Annotated in this window: 23 protein-coding genes; 9 read left to right on the forward strand and 14 right to left on the reverse strand. The window is 70.6% G+C overall.

The window, feature by feature from the left end; genetic code table 11:
* Positions 1-28 precede the first annotated feature (28 nt).
* The 3 genes from yhbY to VZL07_RS19910 form a co-directional block, all read right to left on the reverse strand.
* A complete protein-coding gene (yhbY, locus tag VZL07_RS19900) occupies positions 29-319 on the reverse strand; it encodes a ribosome assembly RNA-binding protein YhbY (protein ID WP_426757203.1) in 291 nt (96 codons plus the stop codon).
* Between the two features lie 62 nt (positions 320-381).
* The gene (locus VZL07_RS19905) at positions 382-3,048 is read right to left on the reverse strand and encodes a tetratricopeptide repeat protein (protein ID WP_426749113.1); all 2,667 of its coding nucleotides are present in this window, start codon (positions 3,046-3,048) and stop codon (positions 382-384) included.
* Positions 3,049-3,147: 99 nt separating this feature from the next.
* Positions 3,148-3,960, reverse strand: a complete 813-nt coding sequence (locus VZL07_RS19910; protein ID WP_426749114.1) for a hypothetical protein — start codon at positions 3,958-3,960, stop codon at positions 3,148-3,150.
* 135 nt (positions 3,961-4,095) lie between these two features.
* Between VZL07_RS19910 and VZL07_RS19915 the strand changes: the two genes are divergently transcribed.
* The gene (locus VZL07_RS19915; protein ID WP_426749115.1) at positions 4,096-4,872 is read left to right on the forward strand and encodes a TSUP family transporter; all 777 of its coding nucleotides are present in this window, start codon (positions 4,096-4,098) and stop codon (positions 4,870-4,872) included.
* 24 nt (positions 4,873-4,896) lie between these two features.
* Here VZL07_RS19915 and VZL07_RS19920 read toward each other — a convergent pair whose 3' ends face one another.
* The 8 genes from VZL07_RS19920 to VZL07_RS19955 form a co-directional block, all read right to left on the reverse strand.
* On the reverse strand, positions 4,897-5,412 hold the full coding sequence (locus tag VZL07_RS19920; protein WP_426749116.1) for a YfbM family protein: 516 nt from the start codon (positions 5,410-5,412) through the stop codon (positions 4,897-4,899).
* A 137-nt stretch (positions 5,413-5,549) separates the two neighbouring features.
* Positions 5,550-6,002: a hypothetical protein gene (locus tag VZL07_RS19925; protein ID WP_426749117.1), complete on the reverse strand. Its 453-nt coding sequence runs from the start codon at positions 6,000-6,002 to the stop codon at positions 5,550-5,552.
* An 11-nt stretch (positions 6,003-6,013) separates the two neighbouring features.
* Positions 6,014-7,165, reverse strand: a complete 1,152-nt coding sequence (locus tag VZL07_RS19930) for a zinc-dependent alcohol dehydrogenase (RefSeq protein ID WP_426749119.1) — start codon at positions 7,163-7,165, stop codon at positions 6,014-6,016.
* A gap of 117 nt (positions 7,166-7,282) precedes the next feature.
* Positions 7,283-7,792 (reverse strand): biotin/lipoyl-containing protein, encoded by a 510-nt coding sequence (locus VZL07_RS19935; protein WP_426749120.1) that lies wholly within the window; start codon positions 7,790-7,792, stop codon positions 7,283-7,285.
* Positions 7,793-7,815: 23 nt separating this feature from the next.
* Positions 7,816-9,333, reverse strand: a complete 1,518-nt coding sequence (gene accC / locus VZL07_RS19940; RefSeq protein WP_426749121.1) for an acetyl-CoA carboxylase biotin carboxylase subunit — start codon at positions 9,331-9,333, stop codon at positions 7,816-7,818.
* A 38-nt stretch (positions 9,334-9,371) separates the two neighbouring features.
* Positions 9,372-9,986: a hypothetical protein gene (locus VZL07_RS19945; protein WP_426749122.1), complete on the reverse strand. Its 615-nt coding sequence runs from the start codon at positions 9,984-9,986 to the stop codon at positions 9,372-9,374.
* 118 nt (positions 9,987-10,104) lie between these two features.
* Complete coding sequence (locus VZL07_RS19950) at positions 10,105-11,667, reverse strand: acyl-CoA carboxylase subunit beta (protein WP_426749123.1); 1,563 nt, start codon at positions 11,665-11,667, stop codon at positions 10,105-10,107.
* A gap of 10 nt (positions 11,668-11,677) precedes the next feature.
* Positions 11,678-12,403, reverse strand: a complete 726-nt coding sequence (locus tag VZL07_RS19955) for a Coq4 family protein (protein ID WP_426749124.1) — start codon at positions 12,401-12,403, stop codon at positions 11,678-11,680.
* Between the two features lie 211 nt (positions 12,404-12,614).
* Here VZL07_RS19955 and VZL07_RS19960 point away from each other — a divergent pair, with 211 nt between their 5' ends.
* The 3 genes from VZL07_RS19960 to VZL07_RS19970 all read left to right on the forward strand — a co-directional run bounded on the left by VZL07_RS19960 (position 12,615) and on the right by VZL07_RS19970 (position 14,929).
* On the forward strand, positions 12,615-13,772 hold the full coding sequence (locus VZL07_RS19960; protein ID WP_426749125.1) for a site-2 protease family protein: 1,158 nt from the start codon (positions 12,615-12,617) through the stop codon (positions 13,770-13,772).
* Positions 13,773-14,223: 451 nt separating this feature from the next.
* Entirely contained in the window at positions 14,224-14,556 is a 333-nt protein-coding gene (locus VZL07_RS19965) for a hypothetical protein (protein WP_426749126.1), read from the forward strand.
* A 4-nt stretch (positions 14,557-14,560) separates the two neighbouring features.
* Positions 14,561-14,929 (forward strand): DUSAM domain-containing protein, encoded by a 369-nt coding sequence (locus VZL07_RS19970; RefSeq protein ID WP_426749127.1) that lies wholly within the window; start codon positions 14,561-14,563, stop codon positions 14,927-14,929.
* An 83-nt stretch (positions 14,930-15,012) separates the two neighbouring features.
* On the opposite strand, the gene VZL07_RS19975 is transcribed toward VZL07_RS19970, so the two are convergent.
* On the reverse strand, positions 15,013-16,983 hold the full coding sequence (locus VZL07_RS19975) for a rhomboid family intramembrane serine protease (RefSeq protein ID WP_426749128.1): 1,971 nt from the start codon (positions 16,981-16,983) through the stop codon (positions 15,013-15,015).
* 624 nt (positions 16,984-17,607) lie between these two features.
* Here VZL07_RS19975 and VZL07_RS19980 point away from each other — a divergent pair.
* Together VZL07_RS19980 and VZL07_RS19985 are read left to right on the forward strand one after the other, a co-directional pair.
* A complete protein-coding gene (locus VZL07_RS19980) occupies positions 17,608-18,372 on the forward strand; it encodes an SGNH/GDSL hydrolase family protein (RefSeq protein ID WP_426749129.1) in 765 nt (254 codons plus the stop codon).
* A 203-nt stretch (positions 18,373-18,575) separates the two neighbouring features.
* On the forward strand, positions 18,576-19,115 hold the full coding sequence (locus VZL07_RS19985) for a hypothetical protein (RefSeq protein WP_426749130.1): 540 nt from the start codon (positions 18,576-18,578) through the stop codon (positions 19,113-19,115).
* Positions 19,116-19,164: 49 nt separating this feature from the next.
* Here VZL07_RS19985 and VZL07_RS19990 read toward each other — a convergent pair whose 3' ends face one another.
* Complete coding sequence (locus VZL07_RS19990) at positions 19,165-20,550, reverse strand: hypothetical protein (RefSeq protein ID WP_426749131.1); 1,386 nt, start codon at positions 20,548-20,550, stop codon at positions 19,165-19,167.
* A 269-nt stretch (positions 20,551-20,819) separates the two neighbouring features.
* Here VZL07_RS19990 and VZL07_RS19995 point away from each other — a divergent pair, with 269 nt between their 5' ends.
* Positions 20,820-22,172, forward strand: coding sequence for a hypothetical protein (locus VZL07_RS19995; RefSeq protein WP_426749132.1), 1,353 nt, complete (start codon positions 20,820-20,822; stop codon positions 22,170-22,172).
* The gene (locus tag VZL07_RS20000) at positions 22,172-22,522 is read left to right on the forward strand and encodes a DUF2019 domain-containing protein (protein WP_426749133.1); all 351 of its coding nucleotides are present in this window, start codon (positions 22,172-22,174) and stop codon (positions 22,520-22,522) included. Before VZL07_RS19995 ends, VZL07_RS20000 begins: the two co-directional genes overlap by 1 nt.
* A gap of 103 nt (positions 22,523-22,625) precedes the next feature.
* On the opposite strand, the gene VZL07_RS20005 is transcribed toward VZL07_RS20000, so the two are convergent.
* Positions 22,626-23,039, reverse strand: a complete 414-nt coding sequence (locus VZL07_RS20005; RefSeq protein ID WP_426749134.1) for a hypothetical protein — start codon at positions 23,037-23,039, stop codon at positions 22,626-22,628.
* 241 nt (positions 23,040-23,280) lie between these two features.
* On the opposite strand from VZL07_RS20005, the gene VZL07_RS20010 reads away from it, so the two are divergent.
* A complete protein-coding gene (locus tag VZL07_RS20010; RefSeq protein ID WP_426749135.1) occupies positions 23,281-26,373 on the forward strand; it encodes an aminotransferase class I/II-fold pyridoxal phosphate-dependent enzyme in 3,093 nt (1,030 codons plus the stop codon).
* Positions 26,374-26,442 lie beyond the last annotated feature (69 nt).

Raw genomic sequence — 26,442 nt, forward strand, 5'->3', positions numbered from 1 at the left:
CATCGCTGTCCCGCGGCGCGGAGGCTGGCTAGAGCTTCTCGAACTTGGAGTCCTTCTTGCGCTTCTTGAACAGGAGCGCGGTGCGGCCCAGGAGCTGCGCGAGGTCGGACTGGGTGCCCTCGGCGATGCGCTGGGCGGCCTCCTGGCGCGTCTCCGGGCCCTCGTTGATTTTCACCTTGATGAGCTCGTGGTCATGCAGCGCCTGTTCGACGGCGGCGATGACACCTTCGGTGACGCCGGCCTGGCCGACGATGACCACCGGCTCCAGGTGGTGTCCTAGCGCGCGCAGGTGGCGGCGTTGCTTCCCAGTGAGCGGCACGGTGCTTCTCTCCTTCGTGGTTTCGGGCGGGGCCTCCAGGGCCCCACGGTGGGGGGCGCACCCTACTTCTTCTGCGACGCCATGCGGATCTCCCGCTGCGCGTCGATGTGGTCCGGCTGGAGCTCCACGGTGCGCTTGAAGTGCTTGAGCGCCCCGGTCGCATCACCGCTCAGCTTGGCGATGACCCCGAGGAAGTAGTGCGCGGGCGCGCAGCGCTCGTTGCGTTTGATGGCGTTCTGGATTTCCCGGAAGGCTTCGGGCTGGGCGGCCTTCTTGTCCGCCGCCGTGAAGAAGCGGGCGTAGCCGCGCCACGCGTAGAACTCCGCTTCGTCCGGGTTCAGCTTGATGGCCTCGTCCAGCATCTTCACGGCGTCGGCGAACTTGCGCGCCTTGACCAGGATGCAGGCCTTCTGGAACAGCTCCTCCGCCATGAGGATGCCGTTGACGTCCACGCCGTCGCCGCTGCCGCCGCTCTTGAGCTCCTCGAGGTAGCTCGCGCGGCTGTTGTCGTCGGAGAGCGTGCGGTAGGCGTCGCCGATGTACCCGAAGACCTCGGCCTTCAGCTTCTCCAGCTCCGGCGGCGCGCCGGGCGGCAGGGTGTCCGGGTGGTACAGCTTGGCCAGCCGGAAGTACGCGACCTTCACCGCGCTGGAGTTCGTCTGCTCCGTCAGCCCGAGCCGCTGGAAGTGGTTCTGCTGCTTCATCGCCACCGTGAGCTGGCGCAGGGCGGGAATCTCGTCCGCGCCCGGCGCATTCGCGGGGGTCGCCGCGGCGCCTTGCGTGGACAGGGCAGGCGGCGGGCGAGGCTGCGCCGCGCCAGGGGGGCGGGCTCCGGGGCCGGCGGCAGGAGCGGGCCCCGCGGGGCGTCCAGCGGTGGCGCCCGGGCCGGCGACAGGCGCCGCGGGCTGCTGCGCGCCTGGGGCGGCGCCCACGACAGGGACGGGGTGGGGCGCTCCGGGACCCGCGTTCGGGGCGGCGGCCGTCGGGGGACGCTGCGCCGCCGCGGATGGGCCACCCGCGACGCCAGGGCCCGCGACAGGCTGTCCCGGGGTGACCGGACCTCCCGCGGGGCGTTGGGCTCCCGCCGCGCCACCGGGGCCTGGAGGAGGCGGTCCCCCCGCGACGGGCCCGGTACCCGCCGAGGGCTGGGGGCCTGCTCCCACGGGACGTGGCGCTCCCGGGCCACCCGCGGGCTGTGCGCCCCTGGCGACGTTCGGGCCCGCGACAGGCGTGGCACCCGCGACGTTGGCACCGGCCGCCGATGCCGCGGGGCGTGGCGCGGCTCCTGGCTGTGGGCCACCGGTGCCCGCGGCGCGGGCCGTGGCCTGCCCCGCGAACGACACCGCATCCAGCTCCTTGAGCAGGAAGGCGAGCCGCAGCAGGTGGTCGGTGTCCTGCGGGAAGTCCGTGAGCAACTGCGCGACCGACCGCACGCCGTCGATGACCGTGAGCGCGCGCACCTCATGCGGCGTGAGGCGCAGCTCGCTCGCGGCCACGACGCCGCCGGACTTCATGATGGGAAGCTGGAGCACCGGCGCCAGCCTGCGCTTGAGGTCCGCCGAGGGCGTGCGGCGCACCGTGTCGCTCAGCACCGCCCACCGGTTGCCCAGCGGCATCGCCTTGTGGGAGGGCAGGTCCTTCAGCTCGAAGGTGAAGGTGCCCGCCTCGGCCTTGAGGCCGCGGGAGAGGATGCTCCCCGCGCGCTGCGCCAGGAACGTGAAGGCCGTGGCTGGCTGCAGCAGGCCCAGTCCGAAGAGCGCGGAGAGCAGGTCCCCACCGAAGCGCTCCAGCGTGGGCGTGGCCTGCTGGAGTTGTTCGGGCGTGAGCAGCTTGCCCGCCACGAGGGACGGACCGAGCGCCTCCTCCGGATGGGTGGAGTCGACGAACTCCGGGTTGCCCTTGCGGAAGTGAATCTGGATGGTGCGGTCCGCCAGCGTCAGCGTGAGCAGACCCGTCTGCTCACGCGCGGCGATGCGGCCATACAGGCGGAAGGGGGAGTACTGCTCCAGCGGACCCCGGGCCGGAATCTCCGGTGCGCTGTCATCGCCTTCCACGGCGGGGACCGCCACTGGCACAGGCGCTGGTGCCGCGGCGGCGGGGCTCGGGGCGGTGGTGGGGGCCTGGGGCGTTTGCGCGGGGCCCGCCCCGGGCGGCCGTTGAGCGGCGCCAGCAGGAGGCCGTGCCGCCTGCGCCGGGGCCATGGGGCGCCGTGCGGGGTCCATGCTGGCTCGGGCACCCGGACCGGCCATGGGGGCTGCACCCGGGCCCGCCATGGGTCTGGCACCCGGGCCGGCCATGGGCGCTGCGCCCGGGCCCGCCATGGGCCTGACGCCGGGGCCCGCCGTGGGCACTGCACCCGGACCGGCCATGGGGGCCGCGCCTGGACCCGCGACGGGCCTGGCACCCGGGCCGGCCATGGGGGCCGCGCCTGGACCCGCGGCAGGCATGGTGCCGGGCATCGGTGCCGCACCGGGGGCGGCGGAAACCTGGCCGCCGGGCGAGGCAGCGGGCGGCGGCGCACCGGGGCCCCACAGCTCACGGGGGATGACCTCCCGGGCTTCCTCGAAGCGCCATGGGAAGGCGAAGTTGAGCCCGTCCACGGACATCTGGAGCCGGCCCTGGATGGCACCGCTCTCGATGAGCAGCTCGATGGTCGGCAGGGTGAGCGGCCCCCACATGGTGCCCCTGTCGTTGCGGACCCAGTACTGCCGGACCTCACCCTCCGCCATGCGCGGCCTTGCTCCTTCGTCCTGCGAGAAAAGAGAACCCTACCCCTGTCCTCCGGCACATCAAAGCAGACGGCCGGAGCGCGAGCCCCTTACTTCGAGTCAGGGCGCCGCGCCATCCAGTGCCGCCAGTCCGAGCGCTGCCAGACATGCCGCGTCCGCCTTCTGTTCAGCCGGCGGGTCGAAGCAGTAGACCTCGCTGTCGAAGACCTTGCACAGCCCGTCCGGGGTGGCGGCGCATGCCGACTTGGAGAACGCGGTGGTGCAGCCGTACCCACACACCGGGCCCAGCTCGCTGTTCTTGCACTGTGGCGCGGGCAGGTTGCGCTTCCATGCGCACAGGGCCGCGGGGGACGGGTCGAAGCAGGTGATGCGGCCACTGGCCAGCTTGCAGACGCCCGCCGGCGTCCGGGCGCAGCGCACGCCCTCCGAGGCGTTGACGCAGCCGTAGCCACACGTCAGCTCCACGCTATTGCTGTGGCACTCCGCGCGGGGCGTGTCCTTGCCGTACACGGCGAAGACGACGGCGGGCGGGTCGAAGCACTGCACCGCGCCACCGTGGCCCCGACAGACGCCCGCGGGCGACTTCGCGCACTTCACGCTGCCCGGCTGGGTCGCGCAGTTGTAGCCACACGCCACCACCCCATCGATGCTCTTGCACTCGGGCTCCGGCAGCGCCGCGCCATAGGCCTTCTGCACGTAGGCCGGCGGGTCGAAGCAGACCGACTGTCCGTCAATGACCTGGCAGTGGCCCTGGGGCGTCTGCGCGCACTGCACCCGCTGTCCGTCCGACTTGCACTTGTAGCCGCAGGACACCTTGCCATCGATGGCGCGGCACGTGGGGGCGGACGGGTCCTGCGGAATCGGAACCGAGCCCAGGGTGAGCGCCAGCACGGTGATGAGGGGAGCGAGCACGGGGACCTCGGCGGGGGGAGCGGAGACTTCCCTGCATTGACGCCCAAGGCACGCGATGACGCAAGAAGCGGGCGGTCATGGGCGGCGGACCGTGCTCGTGGTAGCCAGTCGCCGCCCGCGAGGAGGTTCATCCCGGTGGACGTAGATGTTGGCGCGCTGCAACTCATCCTGCTGTGCCTCGCCGCGCTGACCGCCGGCATGGTGGATGCCATCGCGGGTGGGGGCGGGCTCATCTCCCTGCCCGCGCTCCTGGCCGTCGGTCTGCCACCGCACGTGGCGCTGGGGACCAACAAGGGACAGTCCGTCTTCGGCTCCTTCGCCGCGCTGGTGCGCTTCTCCCGCGCGGGCCTGGTCGATGGGACGCTGGCGCGCGTGACGTTCCCCTTCGGCCTGGGCGGCGCCTTCGCGGGGGCCGCGCTGGTGCTGCTGGTGAAGCCGGAGGTGCTCAAGCCGCTGGTGCTGGTGCTCCTCATCGCGGTGGCGGTGTTCCTCGCGTTCCGCAAGGCGCCGCGTCCCGGGGACAGGCCGGAGCCCGGTCCGCCGCCGCGCGCCCGGGCGATTGGCGCGCTCATCGCGCTGGTCATCGGCGCCTATGACGGCTTCTTCGGGCCGGGGACGGGCACCTTCCTCATCGTGGCCTTCTCGTCCCTGCTGGGCCATGGCCTGGCCCGCGCGTCCGCGGATGCGAAGGTGGTGAACTTCGCCTCCAACCTCGCCTCCGTGGCGCTGTTCGCCCTCAAGGGCGTGGTGCTGTGGAAGGTCGCGCTGCCCATGGCCGGCGCGCAGTTCGCCGGCGCGTACCTGGGCGCGCACCTGGCGGTGAAGGGCGGCGACAGGCTGGTGCGCAAGGTGGTGCTGGGCGTGGTGCTGGCCCTGGTGCTCAAGCTGGGACACGACGTGGTGACGGGCTGAGCGGCCCACCCACGCGCCGTCGTCTCAGCCGATGTGCACCAGCAGGGCCTCGCGGCGCTTCGCCACCTGGGCCACGAACTTCTGGAGCTCCTCGAAGTAGGAGAGCAGCTCCTCGAGCGGATCGACCTCCGTCTCGGGCTCGTCCCAGGTGCCGGGGTAGATGTCCTGGGCCTGCATGGCGGCCGTGTCGTAGCGCGCGCGCAGCGTCTTCTCCGTCACCTGCTGGAGCGCGGTGGCCAGTGCCTGCACCTGCGCGGGCGTGAAGATGCGCGCGGTGCCCTCGTCGGAGGGGATGTCGCCCACGTCCTCGCCGCCGCGCACCAGGAAGTCCAGCGGCGCGGCGCCCTCCCAGGGCGTCCCCGTCAGCAGGTACTGGAGGCCGTGCCAGGCCTCGCCGATGTCCAGCTCCAGGAACGCCGAGCCCTTCGGGTCACCGAAGTCCTCCTCGTCGTCGAGGAACGCCTCCAGCGACTCGGGAGCCTGGAGGAGGGCGGCGCGCTGGGCCTCGGTGGCGCTGCGCAGGGTGCAGAGCATCTCCATTCGGTGTGACCTCGGCGGACCCGGCATGGGCAGGGTGAAGGCGCGGCGGACCTTACCAGTCCGCCGCGCGCCTGCGGAACCCACGACGACGGAACGTCCCGCCGTGGGTGCCCGGTCCTCCGCTTGCGCACCGGGGCTCAGGCGCGCAAGCGGCGGCCGAGGACGCCGAGCACCACCAGCGGCACCGCGAAGGGGAGGATGCGCCGCGCCCGGGTGCTCCAGGAGTCGACGCGGTCCCCGAGCATCATCAGCACCCAGTGGCGCGGGTAGTGGTCCGGGTAGCTGTAGGCGAGCTTGCGAATCGCGCCCGACAGTCCCCGCAGGGGCACGGCCGTGCTGAACACGGGAGGCATCTGCTTGTTGGAGCGGCCGTGCTTGAGCGCGGCGGGCTCCCCCGGCTGGCGCTCGGGCGGGAAGCGCGTGTTGGGCCAGGGCTCGGGCTTGCGCATCATCGGGACGCCCGGGCGGCGCGAGGGGTCCAGGTCGACGCCCCAGTAGCTGGGACGCTTCACGGGCTGGAGGGACTGGTACGCCGAGCGCCGCAGAATCTGCTCCTGCGTGGCCACCTGGGGCATGGGTCGTTCCATCATCGCGGGCTCCATCAGTGAAGGGTTCCGTTGAGCGTGACGGCCACCTTGATGCAGCCGTCCCGCTTCCGAGCGAACATGTGGTAGGCGTGCGGCGCCTGGTCGAGCGGCACCCGGTGCGTGAAGACGTGCGAGGGGTGGATGCGCCCGGCGCGCACGTGCTCGAGCAGGTGCGGCATGTAGCGCTTCACGTTGGCCTGCCCGGTGCGCATCGTCTGCGCCTTGTTCATGTACGTGCCGATGTCGACCCCGCTGGCCGGCGGGCCGTAGGCGCCGATGAGGGAGATGGTGCCTCCCTTGCGCGTCGCGTGGATGGCGAAGTTGATGGCCTGCGGCGAGCCGGCCTCCAGCTTCATGTAGATGCCAAGCGCCCGGTGAACCGGTGAGCCCGCGGCCTCGCAGCCCACGGCGTCGATGGTCGCGTCCGCGCCGCGGCCCTCCGTCATGCCCTTCACCACGGTGACGAGGTCCATGTCCCGGAAGTTGAGCGTCTCGACGCCCAGCCAGTTCCGCGCGAACTCGAGCCGGTAGTCCAGGTGGTCGACGGCGATGACGCGCCCGGCGCCCATGGCCCAGGCGGACCACATGGCGAACAGACCCACCGGGCCGCAGCCGAGCACGAGGACGGTCTCGCCGCCTTGCAGGTTGCACATCTCCGCGGCCTGGTAGCCGGTGGAGAAGGCGTCGGTGAGGGGCAGGGCATCGAGGTCCTCGACGTCGTCGGGAATCTTCTCCGCGTCCACGCCGATGAAGGGGACGCGGACATACTCGGCCTGGCCGCCTTCGTAGCCGCCCATCGTGTGCGAGTAGCCGTAGATGCCAGCCGCCACGTCGGTCGCCGGGTTGGTGCTGTCGCAGCAGCCGGTGAGGCCTCGCGAACAGAAGTAGCAACCGCCACAGAAAATCTGGAAGGGCAGCATCACCCGGTCGCCCTTCTGGACGCCTCGGGCGTTGGGGCCCAGCTCCTCGACGACCCCGACGAACTCGTGGCCGAACGTGGACCCGATGCGGGTGTCCGGGATGAGTCCATGGAGGAGGTGGAGGTCGGACCCGCAGATGGCCGCGCTCGTCACGCGGACGATGCCATCCTGCGGGTGCTCGATTTTCGGCTCGGGCTTGTTCCGCACCTTGACCCGGTACGGTCCGTCATAGGTCAGCGCTCTCATGCCCAGAGCGTGCGCACCGCCCGGACAGATGCCACCGCCTTGCGAGGTGGGACAGGAGGGCGGTGGGCAAGCTGCCCGCCTCTTCACGCGAGCAGCCCCCCGAACCGTCTCGCCCGGTTACTCGACCACCACCAGCTTGGCGTTGTTCTCCACGGCGGTGCCTTCCTTGGCGAACAGCTCCGTCACCTTGCCGGCCTTCGGGCTCTTGAGCTCGTTCTCCATCTTCATGGCCTCCACCACGACGAGGCCCTGACCTTCCTTCACCTCGTCGCCCACGCTCACCAGCACCTTCACCACCTTGCCCGGCATGGGGGCGGTGACGAGCTGCTTGCCCTCGACGGAGAAGGCGGCGTTGGCCGCGCGCAGCCGCAGCCGGCGCTCATCCGCCACGTCGAAGCGGTTCACCTGCCCGCGCAGGAGCACGCCAACCTCGTCGCCGTTCTCCTCGAACTCGACGTTGTACGACTGGCCGTCCACCAGCATGGACAGCGTGCCGTGCTCCAGCGCCAGCGCGTCCACCTGGTACGTGGTGCCGCCCACGGTGATTCGGTACTGGTCGTTCCCCAGGGGCTCCAGGTCCACCGGAGCCGCTTCCTTCTGGCCCTGCTGCTTCGCGAAGTAACGCATGGAAGTCCTTCCGAGCTTGGGGGTTAGCGGCGCGAGCGCAGCGCCAGCTTCCACGGGGAGACGCCGCCGTTGCCGCCGCCCTGGCCCGTGCCTGCGCCGGGCAGCGTCTTCGCGCGCTTCTGGTCCCGCTGGTACGCGTGCACCACGCTGGCCAGCAGCGCCATCTCGCTCAGCTTCGGGTCCTCCGCGCCCAGCAGTCTGTCGTGCTCGCGGGTGAGGAAGCTGGTGTCGTAGTCGCCCTCGATGAACTCGGGGTGCGCCAGGATGGCCTTCAGGTAGCGGATGTTGGTGGTGATGCCCTTCACCACGTACTCGGACAGCGCGCGCTGCGTGCGGGCAATCGCCTCGCGCCGCGTGGGGGCCCACACGGACAGCTTGGAGATCATCGGGTCGTAGACGTTGGGCACCGTGTAGCCGGGGAACACGCCCGAGTCGTCGCGCACGTTCGGGCCGCCCGGTACGCGCAGGTAGGTAATCTTGCCCGGGCTGGGCATGAAGTTGCGGCTCGGGTCCTCGGCGTACACGCGGACCTCGATGGAGTGACCGCGCGGCGCCGGCGCCTCGGTGAGGCCGAGCTTCTCGCCCTCGGCGGCCTTGATCTGCATGGCCACCAGGTCCAGGCCCGTCACCCACTCCGTCACCGGGTGCTCCACCTGGAGGCGGGTGTTCATCTCCAGGAAGTAGAAGTTGCGGTGGACGTCGACCAGGAACTCCACCGTCCCGGCGCCCACGTAGTTGACGGCCTTGGCCGCCTTCACCGCCACCTCGCCCATCTTCGCGCGCAGCTCCGGCGTGAGGATGGGGCTGGGGGTCTCCTCCACCACCTTCTGATGCCGGCGCTGCGCCGAGCACTCGCGCTCGTTCAGGTGGATGGTGTTGCCGTACTGGTCGGCGAAGACCTGGATCTCCACGTGGTGTGGCTTCTCCAGGTACTTCTCGATGTAGACGGCGTCGTTGCCGAAGGCGTTGAGGGCCTCGCTCTTGGCGGCGCGCCACGAGGACTCGAAGTCCTCGATGCGCTCCACCTTGCGCATGCCCTTGCCGCCGCCGCCGCCCGCGGCCTTGAGCATGACGGGGAAGCCAATCTTCTCCACGTAGGCGCGCGCCTCTTCCAGAGTGGCGATGGGCTCGGTGGTGCCGGGCACCACGGGCACGCCGGCCTTGATCATGTTCGCGCGGGCGCGGGTCTTCTCGCCCATGGCGTCCATGGCGGAGGCCGGCGGACCGATGAAGGTCAGCCCGGCGGCCTCGCAGGCGCGGACGAAGGAGGCGTTCTCGGAGAGGAAGCCGTAGCCGGGGTGGATGGCGTCCGCGCCGGTCTGCTTCGCGGCGTCGAGGATGCGCTGCTGCACCAGGTAGCTCTCACGCGAGGGCGGGGGCCCCACGAAGATGGCCTGGTCGGCCGTGCGCACATGAAGGGCGGAGCGGTCCGCCTCCGAGTACACCGCCACCGTGGCGATGCCGAGCTCCTTGCACGTGCGCATCACCCGGATGGCGATCTCGCCGCGATTGGCGACGAGCACTTTGCGGATCTTGGGCATGACGCCCGTCTAGCACGGGGCGCCCGGGTTTGCCGCCTCTACTTCCGGGTGCTCAGGTACTGCTCCATGTAAGCCCGCGCCTGCGTCAGCTTGGCCTCCACGAAGCGGTCGTCCTCGTCCGGCTCCGGCGGCGCGGGCGGAGCCGACCGGGCAGGTTCGTTCCCGAAGTCGACCGCGGCGGCCAGCAGGTTGCGCGCCGTGTTACCGCCGCCGAAGAGCCGGGCCAGCATGCCCGTCTCCACGTCCAGCCAGCGCGCCGCCTGGCGCAGAACGTCCAGCACTTCACCTTCCACGGCCTTGGACGGGCGGCCCGGGCCGCTGACGCACGCGCGCGCGTAGCTGTGCTCGCGGTCCACGAAGAGGCCCAGCGCGCGGTCCCGGAAGTCCTGGGCCAGCGCCTGGCTCATGGCGTCCAGCTGCTCCTCCAGGAAGGGCTGCTCGGACTTGCGCGCCTTGCGGCCAGGAGCGGGGGGGAGCTCCAGCTCGACGGCGTGCCAGCCCGCGTCGGCCAGCCCCTCGGGCGGAGGCTCCACCCACTTCACCTCGGGCGTGGCCAGGTCCACCGCTTCGCAGACGCGCTTGAGCGTCTGGCGCAGGGCGGTGAGGTTTCCTTCGACGTCGGAGAGAAAGAGGAGGAGGCGGCGGTGGGACAAAATGAGATTCCTTTCCTGGCCCCTGAAAGCCCGTTCGGCACCTCCAAATTTCCCCCGTCGTGCGTGCCTGCCTGCCCCCCGGACGGGGGAGGGCGGGCAGGCGGGGCCGGGAAGCGGCCTACAGCGGGATGTTCCCGTGCTTGCGCGGGAGGTTCTCCTGGCGCTTGTCCTTCAGCAGCTCCAGGGCGCGGATGAGCTTGGCGCGCGTCTCCTCGGGGCGGATGATCTCGTCGATGTAGCCCAGCTCGGCCGCCTTGAAGGGCGTGGCGAACTTCTCGCGGTAGTCGGCGGTCAGCCGCGTGCGCTCGGCGGCGGGGTCGGCCGCCTTCTGGAGCTCGTTGCGGAAGATGATGTTGACCGCGCCCTCGGGGCCCATGACGGCGATTTCGGCGGTGGGCCACGCGAAGTTCATGTCCGCGCGGATGTGCTTGGACGCCATGACGTCATACGCGCCGCCATAGGCCTTGCGGGTGATGACGGTGACCTTGGGCACGGTGGCCTCGGCGTAGGCGTACAGCAGCTTGGCGCCGTGGGTGATGATGCCGCCCCACTCCTGGTCGGTGCCGGGCAGGAAGCCGGGGACGTCCACCAGCGTGACGAGCGGGATGTTGAAGCAGTCGCAGAAGCGCACGAAGCGCGCGGCCTTGATGCTGGCGTCGATGTCCAGCACGCCGGCGAGCACCGCGGGCTGGTTGGCGACGACGCCCACGCTGCGGCCGTTCATGCGCGCGAAGCCGATGACGATGTTCTTCGCGAAGTGCTCCTGCACCTCGAAGAAGTGCTTGTCGTCGACGATGGCCTTGATGACTTCCTTGATGTCGTACGGCTTGTTGGGGTTGCTCGGGACAATCGTCTTGAGCGACTCCTCGGCCCGGAACGGGTCGTCCTCGCACGGCTGGACGGGCGCCTCTTCCTGATTGTTGGAGGGCAGGAAGGAGAGCAGCTCGCGCGTCATCACGATGGCGGCCTGCTCGTTCTCCGCGGCGAAGTGGGCCACGCCGGACTTCTGGTTGTGCGTGACGGCGCCGCCCAGCGCTTCCTTGGACACCTCCTCGTGCGTCACCGTCTTGATGACGTCCGGGCCGGTGATGAACATGTACGAGGTGTCCTTCACCATCATGATGAAGTCGGTGATGGCCGGCGAGTACACCGCGCCGCCCGCGCACGGACCCATGATGAGCGAAATCTGGGGCACCACGCCGGAGGCCAGCGTGTTGCGCACGAAGATTTCCGCGTAGCCGGCGAGGCTCTCCACGCCTTCCTGGATGCGCGCGCCGCCCGAGTCGTTCAGGCCGATGACGGGCGCGCCCACGCGGGTGGCCAGGTCCATGATCTTGCAGATCTTCTGCGCGTAGGCGCCCGACAGCGAGCCGCCGAAGACGGTGAAGTCCTGGGCGAAGACGAAGACCTTGCGGCCCTCCACCGTGCCGTAGCCGGTGACCACGCCGTCGCCGGGAATCTTCTTGTCGCCCATGCCGAACTCGTTCGAGCGGTGGGTGACGAACTTGTCCAGCTCGCAGAAGGAGCCGGGGTCGAGGAGCAGGTCGATGCGCTCGCGGGCCGTGAGCTTGCCGGCCTCGTGCTGCTTGGCGATGCGGTCGGCACCGCCACCCAGCTCGGCCTGCTTCTCCATCTTCTCGAGCCGTGCGCGGAGGGGGTCCTTCTCGGGGGTCTGGTCCATGGGGGCGCGTCTAGCATGATTGGGGCGGGGACGCGCCCCCTGGATGCCGGGCTTCCGTGGCTGGACGCATGGCGTCGTCAAGCACGGCTTCCACCGCGGCCAGCTCCAGGCCGTAGCGCCTCCGCACTTCCGCCAGGGGAACGTCCCACATCTGACACCACGGGGCACCGAAGAGGAGCTGGGCCCGCTGCCCCAGGAGCCATCCCCGGACGATGGCGCGCATGCGCGCCTCCCGCTGGGAGAACGCATAGAGGAGGGTGTTCGTCAGGCCCCCCGCGAGCACCCCCAGCGCGAAGGGGCTGCCCACCTGGGCCAGGCTGAAGGCCTGGAGGCCCAGCTCCCCCGCCACGTCCGTCGAGAAGCCGGTGAGGACGTGCCAGACGTCATGGGACTCCAGCAGGTGCGCGCGCACGTACTCCTCGTCGGTACGGGCCTCCAGGGAGGGCAGGGCGTCCAGGTCCAGCCGGTTCGCCTCCAGGTGGTCCGCGAAGGCGCGCCCCAGGGTGTCCGGAGGCAGCGCGCGCAGCGCGGGCAGGGAGCGCAGGCCCAGGCGCGGGCGCTCGACGAAGGCCCGGGCGGCGCTGGCGTGCTGCGTCAAACGCTCCACCAGCCGCCGCATCGCCATGGGGGGCGCAATCACCGGGGCCAGACCCAGGACGTCCTGGAGTTTCTCCGGGTCCCGGATGGCCCGAGTCAAACGCCAGGCCGCCTGTGCGTACGCGACAGGATTCCACATGACGCCTCCCAAGCGGGGGATGGAGCCGCCAGGTGGTCAGCGTAGGCGGGGGGCGGTGGGACGCGGGCGAAGGGGGCGCGGCCGTGCTCGCGGGCGAACATCTCCAGGGCCGAGGAGTGGACACTCAGGAGGCGGGCGGGCGACCGGGCTGTCCCCAGGCCCGTGCGTGGCGCGGGAGTGGGACGGAGGTTGAGACGACGAGGAGGGCGCCATGCGTGCCGCGCGAGGTTCCTTTCAGATTGGCTCATTCCGCGGCATTCCCGTCCGCGTCCACGTCTCGCTGCTGCTGGTCCTGCCGCTATTGGCCTTCCTGTTCGGTGGGGCCTTCCGGCGCGCGGCGGAGGTGGCCGAGGTGCCTCCGGAGCGCCTGGGTGGCTCACCCGCGCTGTGGGGCCTGGCGGTGGCCGTGGGGCTGTTCGCGTCCGTGTTCGTCCACGAGCTGGCGCACACCGTGTACGCGCTGCGCCGGGGCGGGACGGTGCGCTCGATTACGCTGATGATGGTGGGGGGCGTGTCCGAGCTGACGGAGGCGCCGCCGCGTCCCCGGGACGAGGCGTTGATGGCGGCGGTGGGGCCGCTGACGAGCATCCTGCTGGCGGTGCTGTTTGGTGGCGCGACGTGGCTGCTCCAGGAGGCGCGCTCGTTCAACATCCAGTTCGCCTGCTTCTACATGGGCATCCTCAACCTGTTCCTGGGCCTCTTCAACCTGCTGCCGGCCTTCCCCATGGATGGTGGGCGCATCGTCCGCGCGTCGCTGACGGGGCGGCTGGGGCCCGTGCGCGCGACGCGGGTGGCGTCCCTGCTGGGACGCGGGTTCGCGGTGCTCTTCGCCGTGTGGGCGGTGCTGTCGTTCAACCCGTTCCTGGCCATCATCGCGTTCTTCATCTTCATGGGCGCGCAGGGCGAGGCGCAGCAGGTGCGGATGAAGACGACGCTGGAGCGGGTGCCCGTGGCCGACCTGATGACGCCGCGCCGGGTGGGCGTGGACGCGGGGGCCTCGCTGGAGGAGACGCTGTGGGAGCTGCGGCGTGAGCGACTCTTGCTGTTGCCGGTGACCGAGGACGGGCGGCCCGTGGGGCAGGTGGCGCTGGAGACGGTGCGGGGCGTGCCGGAGCCGGAGCGGATGTCGCGCACGGCGCGCGAGGTGATGCGGCCCGCGGTGGTGGTGCGCTTGGACGAGGACGGCTGGACGGCCCTGCGGCGCATGGCGGAGGAAGAAGTCCCGCAGCTCGTCGTGGTGGAGCCGGATGGGACGCTCGCTGGCACGCTGGATGTGAATGACGTGCAGCGGGGCATGGCGCTGTATCAAGCGCGCGAAGAGCGGAACGGACCGCAGGCGCGGCGCTGGCGGCAGGAGCGGCCGGCGTGACGGGCAGCCGCGCGGAGTGACGTCCCGATTCGGTGGCGCCCTCCACCGCCTGGGCGCGTGTGTCGGCCCTGGTCCAGGGAGGCGCTCCGCGCGACCGACTGACACCTGCACGCCGGCACTGTCGGCGGCGCGTCGTCATCCGCCACCGTCAGCACGCGGCGGGAAGCGGGCCGCTCCCAAAGGCCGGTCGCGACGGTGGGCTACGTCGCGGTTTGCCTCGCTGCTCGCACAGGTGAGGATGGGTTGAGTCCCCTCTTGCGAAGCCTACCTGGTGCGTTGCATATGGAGGGCGCACGGCGGGTGACTCGAAAGGAGGGTTGTCCATGGCTAAAGCCTGTGTAGGCTGATATTCATGGAAAACGAGCCATCCTGGCGTTGTCGCGCGATGTGGGGCTCGCTGGCAGCCGCTGTCGTCTCGGCGCTGGGGTGCGGCGGGAGCGCTCACTCCACCGTGGCCCGTCAGCCCGTGTACCTGGCGCAGGCGCAGTGTGGCCCCATGGACTCGACGGTGAGCTGCTGCGTGAAGACGCACCCGGCCACGCCTGAGCGCTGCGGGCTGACGGCCTCGGAGGCGAGCAAGTACCTGGTGCCGATGAAGGCCGCCGAGTCCGCGGCCGAGGCCAGCGGAGAAGCGGTCCCCGAGTGGAAGCAGGTGTGCATCGACACCTATGCCCTGTGCCAGGAGCAGGCCTGGTCAGGCTCTTGTTACGACTGTTTCCGGTACTGCGAAGGGCAACACGAGTGGCCGGTGGACAAGTGCCGCCGTCGCAAGAAGGGCGAGTAGGCACATGGCCGAGGATATTGACTGGGATCCGGTGCGTGAGCTGGCGCGGCGCGTGGAAGAGGGTGAGCCGCTGTCGCTGACGTCCGAGGTGCGCGCCTTGCTTCTCCGCTCCGCACGGGAGGTGGGCATTTCGGAGGAGGAGGCGCAGGCCGCCGTGACAGGTGTTGCTCCGGCGACGGCCCTGCTCCTGGAGATGCGCCGTCGCATTCGTGACGGTTCGCAACGTCTCATGCGCGCGCTGACGGGAGCCCGGCGCCTCCGGGAGGCGGGCGATAAGGCTGGAGCGCGCGCACTGCTGGAAGACGTGCTCGCGGTGGAGCAGGTGCCGCTCTACCGCGAGCAGGCCGAGCTGGCCCTGAATGACCTGGAGTGAGTCGGGCTCTCGCGGCGGTCAGGGTGTCCCGCCTGAGGGCTGGTACCCCATTTCGAGGCGCCACCGATGCCGATATGCCGCGCTCAGGCCGCCGCGGCACCCATGCCATAGTAGTGCTGGCTCAGCTCCGCCTCGCTGTTGAAGCGAGGGTACCGGGCCTGCTTGAGAGAAGACGCATCCGGAAGCGCGTTGGCGCCGGAGCGCTCCAGCAGATCCGCCAGGAACCGCGCATATGCCTCGCGCGGTGGGGCGCCCGGATAGAAGTGGTGCAGCGCGAGCCCGGCGACGTTGACCCGCAGCACCGTCGGGCCTTCTCCCTCGCCCCCCCATGAGACGACCAGGTCGGTGAGCACCGTCTGCCGCGGCGGGGTTCCCGGAGGCCCCGCCATGGGCAGCAGGCCCACGGCCACCGCCAGCACCTCGGTCATGGCCAGCGTCCGTCGTTGGCCGTTGGCGGCCTCCACGCTGAGGGCCATCTCCGTCAGCCCCACGATGCGGCAGGGGATGATGCGGGGCGGGACGGGCGGAGCCTCCATGGCGGGCATCGATGCCGCGTCGGTTCTCCTCCAGGCGGTCTCCTCCAGCGCGCGAGCGACCTCCGCGTCGAGCGCCTGGACCCGGCCCGCCAGCGTGGCGGCTTCTCCGGTCAGCAACTGCTTCGCCCGCGCCAGGTACTCCGCCGCCTGCTCACGCTTCTTGTGGTGAGTCAGCCGGAGCTCCGTGGCGCGGATGAGCGCGCGCACCGCGATGACGCCCGCGCCCGCGCCCGCCACGCCGTACAGGGCCTCCGTCGTCTCCACCGCGCCCGGTGGCGCGTCCTCCGTGTCCAGCGCTTGTGCCAGCCGCCAGGCGGAGGCTGGTCGCAGCTTCTCGACGGGGAAGAGCGTGCCCAGCGGCTCCATGGCGAACCACAGCGCATCCGCGGACGCGCGCCCCGCGAGCAATTGAAGGGCACGCTCCACTCGCGCCATGCCCGCGTGTGTCTCGCCGTCCTCCAGCTCCATGCGCCCCAGGGCCAGCAGCGCGTCCACCTGGTCCGGCTGGCTCTTCAGCAGACGCGTGAAGCCGTCGCGCGCCGCGGCGCGGTCATCCCGGTCGAGCGCCGCCTGCGCCTCCGCCAGCCGCGGGTCGGCCACCCAGCCGCCCTGCTTCGCCGCCAGCGAGGGCGCGACCACGCGCTCCTCGAGCTGGGTGACACGCAGCAGCGCCGCGCCCGCGAAGCCGAACACGAAGCCGCCGATATGGGCCATCACCGCCACGCCCGTGTTGGTGCCCAGAGCCCAGTAGTTGAGCACCTCATTGCCGAACCACAGGCCTCCCCAGAGCCAGCCGGGGATGGGGAAGGTGCCGCGGAAAATCTTGATGAGCCAGATGAAGTAGCCCATGCGGACCCGGCGCTGGGCGAAGCGCAGGCAGAACGCGCCCATGCATGCGGCCACGGCGCCAGAGGCGCCCACCATCAGCGCCTGGGACGAAGGGTCGAGCGCGTAGTGCGCCAGTCCCGCGGCCCAGCCGCCCACGACGTAGAAGGCGGCGAAGAGCGGCCGTCCCCAGGCATCCTCGAGCAGCAGGCTCGCGACGTAGAAGAACAGCAGGTTCCCTAGCAGGTGCATCCACCCGAAGTGCAGGAACATGTACGTCAGCCACCCGGGCTGGACGAGCCCACGCGACGGGACGAGGGCGAAGCGCGACAGCAGGCTCGACTCCTGGCTGGCGAGCAGCTCCTCGCAGCGCTCGTTCAGGGCCTGCTGGTGGTTGGCGACGTTGATGGGCTCGATGGGGGCTTCGACACGCCCGCGCAGCGTGGCGACCAGGCGCCGCCCTTCATCGGACAGGAGCCGCTCGGCACAGTCGGGAGGGAACTCCAGGTCCGGATGCGCGAGTGTCTGCTCCAGCATCGACTGCAGGTCGCTCTCGCCGACGCCCAGTGGCTCGGATGGAATCACCCAGGTGATGAAGAAGGCGACTGCACAGATCGCCGCGATGGTGATGGACACCCGAGGCAACCGCTCCAGCTCGGTCTCGTCCACCCCCAGGGGCAGGAACATCATCATGTCGGGCTTTCCCCCTCAAATCGCGCGCCAACGCCGTCACGCGATGTGGCCCTGTCATATTACGAAGACGTCACACCCGGAGACATGCCACGGCGCGTCTCAGCGCCCCTCGGCTGCCAGTATGGCTGCGGTCCGCGTCTGGCTACGGCTGGGGCGGCGCCCAGGCCATCGAGACGCGATGGGGTTCGCTGGGGACGGTGTCCAGCCACCCGATGATGCGCTCACCTGGCGCCAGCAGCGGGCCTCGCTCAGTGCTGACGGCGGGCCCCAATCGAAGTCCACCGCGCGCTGCTGCTTCGCGCCCGACTCGGGCAGCGCCGCCAGCGTGGCCTGGGGCACCGTCTCGTCGTTGCCCAGGACAGTCTGGTAGCGCGCCCTCCACGGGCTCGCTGTGGAGCACATGGGTCCGCCGACGTCGTCTCTTCGCCTCGCAGCTCTCTTTGGTATTTCAGATTGAGTCGAGTTGACCGGTTTGACTTTTAAATCAAGGCTGTGTGCTGATTAGGACGTCATCCGGATAGTCCGGATGGCGGAGCAGTCATCACGGGGGAGCTTCTCCTCCTCCCCTCGGAGGGCTCCTCCAATTCACGCTGGTGGGCCGGCTCCGCCGGCAGGAGGACACGTATGGGAAAGAACCCAGTCTCTGGTCGCGCGCGGCTGCTCCGGTGGACGCGCGCTCTCGCAGTCTCGGCTCCCGCGCTCCTCGCTGGCTGTGGCCTCGGTCAGCTCATGAGCGCCCCGTGGATTCCCGACGCGGACAACAACGACGTCGTTTTCCTGGGCGACTCGATCTTCGCGCTCTCGGGGGAGATTCAGAGCGCGATCCACGCAGAGGCGGGCAATACGTTCCGCAACTACACGACCTCCGGCGCGGAGATTGAGGGCGGGCTCATCAACCCCTCGGTTCGCGGGCAGTTCGACCTCGCCGAGAGCGACAATCCGAACAGCCGCATCGTGGTGATGGACGGCGGAGGAAACGACATCCTCATCCCCACCATCGCGCTCGCCGACCCCTACGACTGCAAGACGCAGTGGTATGAGTTTGGCCGCCTCTCGCAGAGCTGCCGGGAGTACATCGATGACATCTACGTCGACGTGGCGAACCTGCTGAACGACATGTCGACCAGTGGCGTCACCGACGTCGTCTACCTCGGCTACTACTACACGAAGGCTGGACTCCTCGGCGCCAGTGACCTCGACGAGGCCGTCGACTACGGAGACCAGATCCTGGCGGCGGCGTGTTCGAACGCGGTCGTCGACTGCGGGTTCGTCGACCCACGGCAGGTGATGACCAACGCCGACATCAAGGCCGACGGTGTCCACCCGTCGACCTCGGGCTCGAACAAGATCGCCGGACTCATCTGGTCCGAGCTGGAGCCTCGACTCTGATGCGCGGTCGGCGCGGGAGAATCATCGTCCTCCTCGCGTCCGGCGCACTCCTCACGGCTGGCGCGAACCTCCTCTTTCGAGGCGGGGCCGCGCCGGCCGTGCGGAGCGGTGAGTCGCGGCCCGCTGCGGCGAGTCCCAGGGAACCGCAACGACAGCTCCGTAGCGAGGCCCCCCGACCGTCGGAGAAGGACCGGGCCGGGGCGGTGGTCGCGCAAGTGATGCAGGCGGCGTCCGCCCACGAGCACGAGGAGGAGGCGAGACGGCGAGCGCTCCTCGGCGTGGACCCGACGCTCTCGCTCGAGGAGCAGCAGCGCGATTTTCTCGACCGACTGTCCGCGGTCGCCGGCGTGGACCCCCGAAAGCCGGAGGCCCGGCTGGTGCGCTCGCAGGCGACCGAGCTGTTCCTGCGGCTCGAGCCGGTGCAGGCACGCCTCGCCGCGATGCCGGTCGAGGAGCGACGGGCCGCCCTCGCCGACATCCGGCGGCGCATGGGCTTCTCCGAGGAGATGATCGCCCAGAAAGCGGCGGACGATGCGCACCGGGACGCGCGCTGGGAGAACGGGCATTCGTACATGAAGGCGCGAGCGGAGCTGTTCTCCCGGCTCGGGCAGGGGGAGGCCCTCGAGGCCGAGCTGCGTTCCTTGCGCGAGCAGTACTTCGGACACGAGGCGCCGACCATCGCTCGCGAGGAGGAGTCAGGGTTCTTCCGCTACCAGCGGCGCCGCGTCTACGGTCGGAACTGAGCGCCGCCCTTCCTTCGAAGGCTCACGTCCGTCGCCGTCCTCCTTCCGCCTACTGCGGGGGCAGCGTCCACGTCAGCGAGACGCGGTGGGTGCCGCCGGGGACGGTGTCCACCCAGCCGGTGATGCGCTCACTGCGCGCCAGCAGCGGGCCCAGCTCGGTGCTGGCGGCGAAGAGCCCGGCCAGCAGCTCGTCCGTCAGGATGTCCGACAGCGATATCTGCGACAGCCCCCGCGCCAGGCGCTTGGGGTCCACAGCGAAGTCCACCGCGCGCTGTTGCTTCACACTGGACTCGGGCAGCGCCGCCAGCGTGGCCTGGGTCACCGTCTCGTCGTTGCCCAGGACGAGGTGCTTGTCCTTGAGCCGCACGAGCACGTTGCCACCCTTGAGCGGGAGCAGCCAGCCGTCCTGCAGCGCCTTCACGTCGGGGAGCTGGCCCAGGGGCGCCAGCGCGGACTTCACCGCGTCGGCATCCTTCACCTCGGCGGCCACGGCCTGCCGCACCGCGAAGAAGCGTGACGACATCGCGCGCAGCGAGCCGCGCACCTGCACGTGGTCCATGTTCACCAGCAGGTTGCCAGTGAGCTGCTTCGTCACGGCCTTCGCCATCGACTGGAGCTGCTCCCTCGGGCACGCGGGGCACAGGGACTGGAGCGTGCCGCGCATCGTGTCCACCGACTGCATCACTCCCTTGGGGGTGACCGAGGCGCGCGAGACGAGCAGGCCCTCCAGCTTCATCGCCGCGTAGGGGCTGGTGCCCTTCGCCTGGAACGTGGGCAGGGGCAGCTTCGTCGTGAGGCCCTCGGCCTGGAGCGAGGTGGCCGTGCCGTCCAGGCCCACCACCGTGTTGCCGGACACGACGTAGGCCACGCCCGGCAGCTTGCCCAGCCGAGCATCCGGCGCGGGCGTCTTGCCCACCAGCCGGACGGACTCCTTGAGCAGGGCCGCACCGCCTTGCTCCGCGGCGCCGAAGGCGCAGACCTCCTTGCCCTTCAGCGCGTAGCCCATGCTGCCGCCCATATCGCGCTCGGCATGCACGGTCGTCACGCCACCGCGGGTGGTGGGCTTCGCGTCCGCGCCGCCCGCGGCGGCGATGGCCTCCGCGGCCTTCTCCTGGAACACCTTGGCGTCGGCCACGCGCATGCACGACACGCGGCCGTCCTCGCGCATGGACACCGTGGCGGGGCCGGACGGGTCCAGGCCGAGCTCGGACAGGGACTGGGGCCGCGTGGGGTCGATGGCGAGGAAGGGATGCAGCTCCGAGCGCCACGCCGCGGGGCGCATCAGCGCGGCGTACTGGCCCGCGCGCTCCAGGAACGCGGCCAGGCCCGTCAGCGCATCCACTTTCGGGACGTGGACCAGCGTCTGTGCCGACGCGGCGGTACGGGGAGCGGGGGCCGCGGCCAGGGTGGCGGCCAGGACGAGCGAGGAGAGCATGTCCCCCGTGAGAACAGCCGGGCTCCTACGCTGTCAAGGCGGACGGGCTGGCATCGCGGCCCCTTCTCGGCGGAGGCGTCGTACCGCGTGCTGCCGCTCGGGTGTGCGCCTCTTCGCTCGCAACACACGGCAACGACGCGCCGCCAGTCTCCCGCGCTCGACTCAGCATCGACTCCACTCGGAGTGCATGTCGGCTCTGTCTGGTATTGCATGACCTGGCGCTGACGAGGAACTCCCAAAGAACGGGGCCAGCGCCAAGAGGGCTCCGCATGCTGCCGCGATGGTTGGTTCCCCTGCTGGGCGTGATGCTGGCCGGATGCAGCGGCACCACGAAGTCCGTGCGTCTGTACACGGGCCACGGCGAGCCCCTGGTCCTGACTCCAAGCGGTGGTGGCGCGCCGGTGGAACTGGACGAAGACGACTTTGTTGAAACCGTCGAGGCGCTGGCCCAGCGAGTGCGGCCTGCCTCGCGTCCCCAGGAAATGGCCCGGCGGTTGTTCGAAGTGGACTCGCGCAGCGGCTCGTATCTGTACGAAGCACGCAGTCACCGAGTCATTCCGCTGGGACCGGGTGAACACCTGGAAGGTGAGCCGCCAGCGACAGAGGTGGCGTTGACGCGCGCCTACCTGCGCTGGTGTGAGCGTACGAACAAGCCGGGGGACTGCCTGCGCCTCCTGGTGGAGCGTCCCACTGTCACCGGGGATGGCCGTTACGCGTTGGCCATGGCCCTGGCCCAGGGCGTCGTGTGGGACGAGATGCGGGACGCCTTCAGGGACATGGCCGACCCCCAGGCCATGATGTCCGCGGTTCTCTGGACGTGGACCACGTACTGCATCCTGCTCACGGTGCCCGAGCCTTTCTCGAAGGGCGTGGCCGCCGTGATGACCGCCTCGCTCATTGCCTACGTGGGCGTCGATACGTTCTGGAGCCTCATCGCGGGCTTCAAACGGTTGGTGGAGGAGGCGGAACGGGCGACCACCTTCGAGGCGCTCCGTGAGGCGGGCGCGCGCTACGGCCAGGTCATGGGCCGCAACGCGGCGCGCGCATTCGTCATGTTGGCCACGGCCGCCATCGGGAACACGCCGGCGGGGCTGGGGGCAAAGGTCCCAAGCCTCCCTGGCGCCGCGAGGGCGACGGCACAGGCCGAAGCGCAAGTCGGCATCCGGCTCGCGGCGGTCGCGCAGGTGGAAACGGTGGCCGTGAGCGCGACGGCCGTCACCATCGCCCTCTCGCCCGGCGCGGTGGCCATGGTGGCCAGAGGCACGGGCGGCGGCACTCCCGCCAAGGCGCGTCCTATTGGCTATCGGGCCTGGGGTTCCTTCAGCGGCTTCAAGAAAGCCATGGGCCCGGCGGGCAAGGACAAGCAGTGGCACCACATCGTCGAGCAGACGCCGGGCAACGTGGAGCGATTTGGCCCCAATGCTCTTCACAACACCGACAACGTCATTCCGCTGGACAAAGCCCTGCACACTGACGTCAGCGCCCTCTACTCGTCCATCCGGCGTAGTATCACCGGCTCGAGCACCTTGACCGTGCGGCAATGGTTGAGCACGCAGTCCTACGAGGCGCAGCGCGAGTTCGGGCTGCTGGCCGTTGAGAACGTGGCGAAGGGGTTCTGGTGATGAAGTTGGAGGAGTTGGTCGAACAGTTTGCGCTGAACGTTGCAGCGCAGACCGAGGCCATTTTTCGGGGAGATGCCAAGACCGGGAACAAGCACGCCAGGAAGTACGGTGCTGCCGTCGATACGCTTCTGGCACATGGAAACCCAGGGCGTGATGCCCTCCTTGTCCTGCTCAAGCATGAGCGCATGGACGTGCGGGTCATGGCTGCTGCCCACTTGCTTCGCTACCGGACGGCCGAGGCCAAGGCGGTTCTGGAGGAGGCCGCCAAGGGAAAGGGGCTCGTGCCCTTTGAAGCGCAGCAGGCATTGAAGCGCTGGGAAGAAGGAACCTGGGCGCTCGATCCGGAGTAACCGCTGCCGGTACCAGAGCCGGCGCGACGCCAGCCACAGGGCCTCCGGCGAGCGACGCTATGGCACTTTCCGCCTGCCCGTGTCCGGTGTGACCACGCCAGGCCTACAGCCGGCCGGCGTTGGCCCACTCAATCATCCGCTCCGCCAGGTCCTCGGCGTTGCGGCGCAGGTGCGCGAGCTGGAGCACGTGGTCATCCGTGCACGCCAGCGCCATGCGCAGCGCGAGCGAGTCGGCGAAGCGCAGCACCTGCGCGATGCTGATGCAGTCGCGGTCCTCGCTGGTGCCCGCGAAACGCGCGGCGTCCGCGTCCATGGTCAGCCCTTCGGCCATCAGCGCCTGCACCAGCGCGTCGCGCGCCACCGGGCGCTCGTACTCCGCCGCGTCGCGCAGCTGCCGGCGCCACGGCTGCGACTCCCAGCGCGTCAGCGACGCGTCGCGGCGAGGCTGCGCCGGCGTCCGCTTCGTCTTCTTCCAGAAACTCCCACCAATCACCGGCCTCGAAACATTCAGCTCCATCACTGCCCCCTCTCCACTACGGGGTCCATCCACTGGCATGAGCGACATGGACGCTGCTCCGTCGGTACCGCGCGTGCACCTTCCGGGGCCGCCCTGCGCGGTGGCGGGTGGCCTCGTCCCCACGCGCTTTATTACGGCCAGTCCGCATTTCCTTGACTCACCCCAGGGCGCCAAAGGGTTTCATCCAAGCGCCATCGCTGACGTTGACAGGCCCCGGTGCGCTCGGGACAGTCCGCGCGTCATGCCGACCTCCCCCTCCACACCCCGAGAGGCGTTTCACCTGCTGCGCGCGCTGTCCGAGGACCTGTCCCACGCGGACCGGCGTCCTCGTGCCCTGGCCGAGCTCCGTGAGCTGGCGGAGCTGGCGCGCCACCAACCCGAGACGGCGCCGCTGCGGCTGGTGACGGTGACGGTGGCGGTGGGCGCCTCGCAGGAGCGGCTGGAGCTGCTCCTCCTCCCGTCCATCTTCGCGCCCGAGGCGTGGGCCTACACCTTCCTGGAGGGACTGCTGAGCGTCCCGCTCGACGAGTATGCGGGCAAGCGGCTCGTCGAGGTGGGCGCGGGCTCGGGCTGGATTTGCATCGCGCTGGCGAAGTTCTCCCGGCTGGCCCACGTGCATGGCGCGGACCTCAATCCGCACTCGCCCGTGGTGGCGCGCTGTAATGCGTGGCTCAACGGTGACGAGGCGCTGGCCTCCCGCCTCTCCTTCGGAGAGAGCGACCTGCTGCGTGGGGTCCCCTCGGAGGCTCCGTGGGACTTCGTGGTGGGCTGCATCCCTCAAGTGCTGAGAGGCGAGGAGCTGCCGTCGGAGCTGTCCCAGGCCGACGAGCAGGCCCTCTACGACCTCTCCAACTACTGCACGCTGCAGAACGTCTACGAGGACCACTTCGGCCTCGGGCTCATCGCGCGGCTCCTGGATGAGGCGCCGGAGCGGCTGTCGCCCACCGGACGGCTGCTGCTGAACCTCGCCGGCCGGCCGGGCCGTGTCATCATCGAGCGCATGTTCACCCGCCGCGGCTTCGACACGCGGGTGCGCGTGGCGCGCCGGGTGATGCAGGCGGCGGACACGGACATCCGTCCGCTGGTGGCGCTGGAGCAGCGCACCGGCCGCGAGTTCGAGTTCTTCATGGAGGCGCGCAGCCCCGAGCCGCTGCGGGCCTCCACCGCGCTCGGGTGGCTCCAGGCCGGGCACCCGGTGTGGCACGAGGTGGCGGTGTGGGAGGCGCGCCTGGCGCTGCCACGTGAGACGCTGGCACTGCGGGCCGCGCTGCGCGAGCTGGGAGCGTCCGCGTTGCAGGAGGAGCTGGACCTGGGCGCGGCGTCGGCGGAGCAGCTGGGCTTCGTGGCGGAGCTGGCGGCGCGGCTGGCGCGTGGTCCGCTGATGCCCTACGCACACGAGGCGGGCGACCTGTCCTTCCGCAGGCAGCTGGTGCGCTACCTGGACCGCTACTTCGGCCTGCGGCTGGCCGAGGACGAGGTCTTCGTCGCGCCCGAGCGCGAGCAGGCGGTGTACTCGCTGCTGATGGCCACGTGCGACGTGGGAGACGAGGTGCTGGTGTCGCGCAACCTCCACCCGCTGTACGCGCGGGCGCTGGAGAAGGCGGGGGTGCGTGCCACGGTGACGCACACCTCGCTGGCGGAGATTCGCCGGCTGCTGTCCGCGTTCGACGTGAAGATGGTGCTGCTGACGGTGGAGAAGGGCGAGCGCACCAACCTGTCCGTGCTGCGCGACATCCTCGCGGAGGCGGCGCGGCGGGGCATCTGGGTGGTGCTGGACGAAAGCGCGTTCTTCAACATCACCGGCGGCGTGGAGCCCCACACGCTCTTCGAGTTCCTGGCGCGCGAGCCCTACGCCCCCAACCTGGTGGTGCTCTACGGCCTCATCAAGAACGCGGTGTGGCCGGACCTGGAGCTGACGCTGCTCATGCCCGTGCCCGCGCCGCTGCGGGGCGACTTGGAGGCCGCGGCGGAGGTCACCTACTCGCGCATCAGCACGCTGGCGCAGTGGTTCTACGAGCGCACCTTCGCGGACCTGCTCTCCTTCCGCATCTCCTTCACCGAGTCGGAGGCCCCCGCCGTCCGGAAGGCGCCGACGGTGCCGCTGCCCCGCTCGCGGCGGATGGCGCGGCTGATGACCTTCCCGGCCTTCGCACCCAGGGTGTTCCGCGACGACGACCCGGAGCTGGTGCGCCTGGACTACGGTGAGAACGAGGGACCGCTGCCGCCGCCGCTGGTGGAAGGGCTCATCGCCGCGGGCGTCGCGCCGCGTGAGCCCGCACCGCAGACGGGGTTGGCGGAGGCGGTGGCCGCCTTCCTGCTGGAGTCGCGCGCGGCGCGGTACTCGCCCGATGAACTGGCGGTGGCGCCGGGCGTCTGGCCGCTCATCCACCACCTGGGCGTGGCGCTGCGCCAGCGGCTGGGCCGCGCGCCCCGCGTCTACCTGGCGACGCCGTGCTACGGCGTGCTGCCGCCCACCTTCGTCTCCGCGGGCTGTGACGTGGAGCTGGGGCCGCTGTCGGGCCTGCTGGCGCGGCGAGGGCAGGGCGGTGGCATTCCGGATGCCATCGTCGTCTCGCAGCCGTCGAACCCCTCCGGTGTCTACCTGGCGCACGAGGAGCTGGTGGCGCTGGCCACCTATGTGGTGGAGCAGCGCTGCCTGCTGGTGTCGGACGAAATCTTCGGCCTCGTGAATCTCACCAGCCCCACGGCGGAGACGGTGCCCAGCCCGGTGACGTTGGAGGGCGCGGTGCCGGGCATCGGCGCCCGCACGGTGCTGCTGGGAGGCCTGTCCAAGGAGTTCGCGGCCGGCGGGCTGCGCGTCGGGTGGCTGGCGACCAAGGACCGGGCGCTGGCCGCGGCCGTGCGCGACAGCGGGCCCGGCGTGCTCCACCTGATGACGGCGCGCGCGGCGGCATACCTGTACGCGGCCTACGCCCGCAGCCCGGACGGGCAGCTGCTCTACCCCGCACGGCACAAGGCCCTGCGGTCCTTCCTGGTGAAGATGCGGCGCGACCTGGCGGAGAAGCGGGAGCTGCTGGCCGCGGCGCTGCCCGGGGACGGGCGCTCGGACGCGGGGGATGCGGGAGGGCTCTTCCTGTCGCCGCGCGTGACGGCGTGGCTGGGGCATGAGGTCGACGGGGTGCGCCTCACGCCGGAGAACCTGCCTCGCGTGGTGTACGAGCACACGCACGTGGTGCTGAACGGGGGCGCCTGGTGTGGGGACCCGGAGCGGGTGCGCGCGGTGTTCTCCATTCGCCGGGAGGCCTTGCTCCAGGCGCGCGAGCGGCTCCTCCGCTTCGGCGCGAAGCTGCGGGGCGGGCCGGGCGAGGCCTGACGCCGCACGAGCCCGCAGGGCCAGTGTCCAGGGCCGTGCGCTCACCCGCGACTGGAAGGCGGGTCGCGA

It is taken from the genome of Pseudomyxococcus flavus (assembly GCF_050038885.1).
GTDB classification, from domain to species: domain Bacteria; phylum Myxococcota; class Myxococcia; order Myxococcales; family Myxococcaceae; genus Myxococcus; species Myxococcus flavus.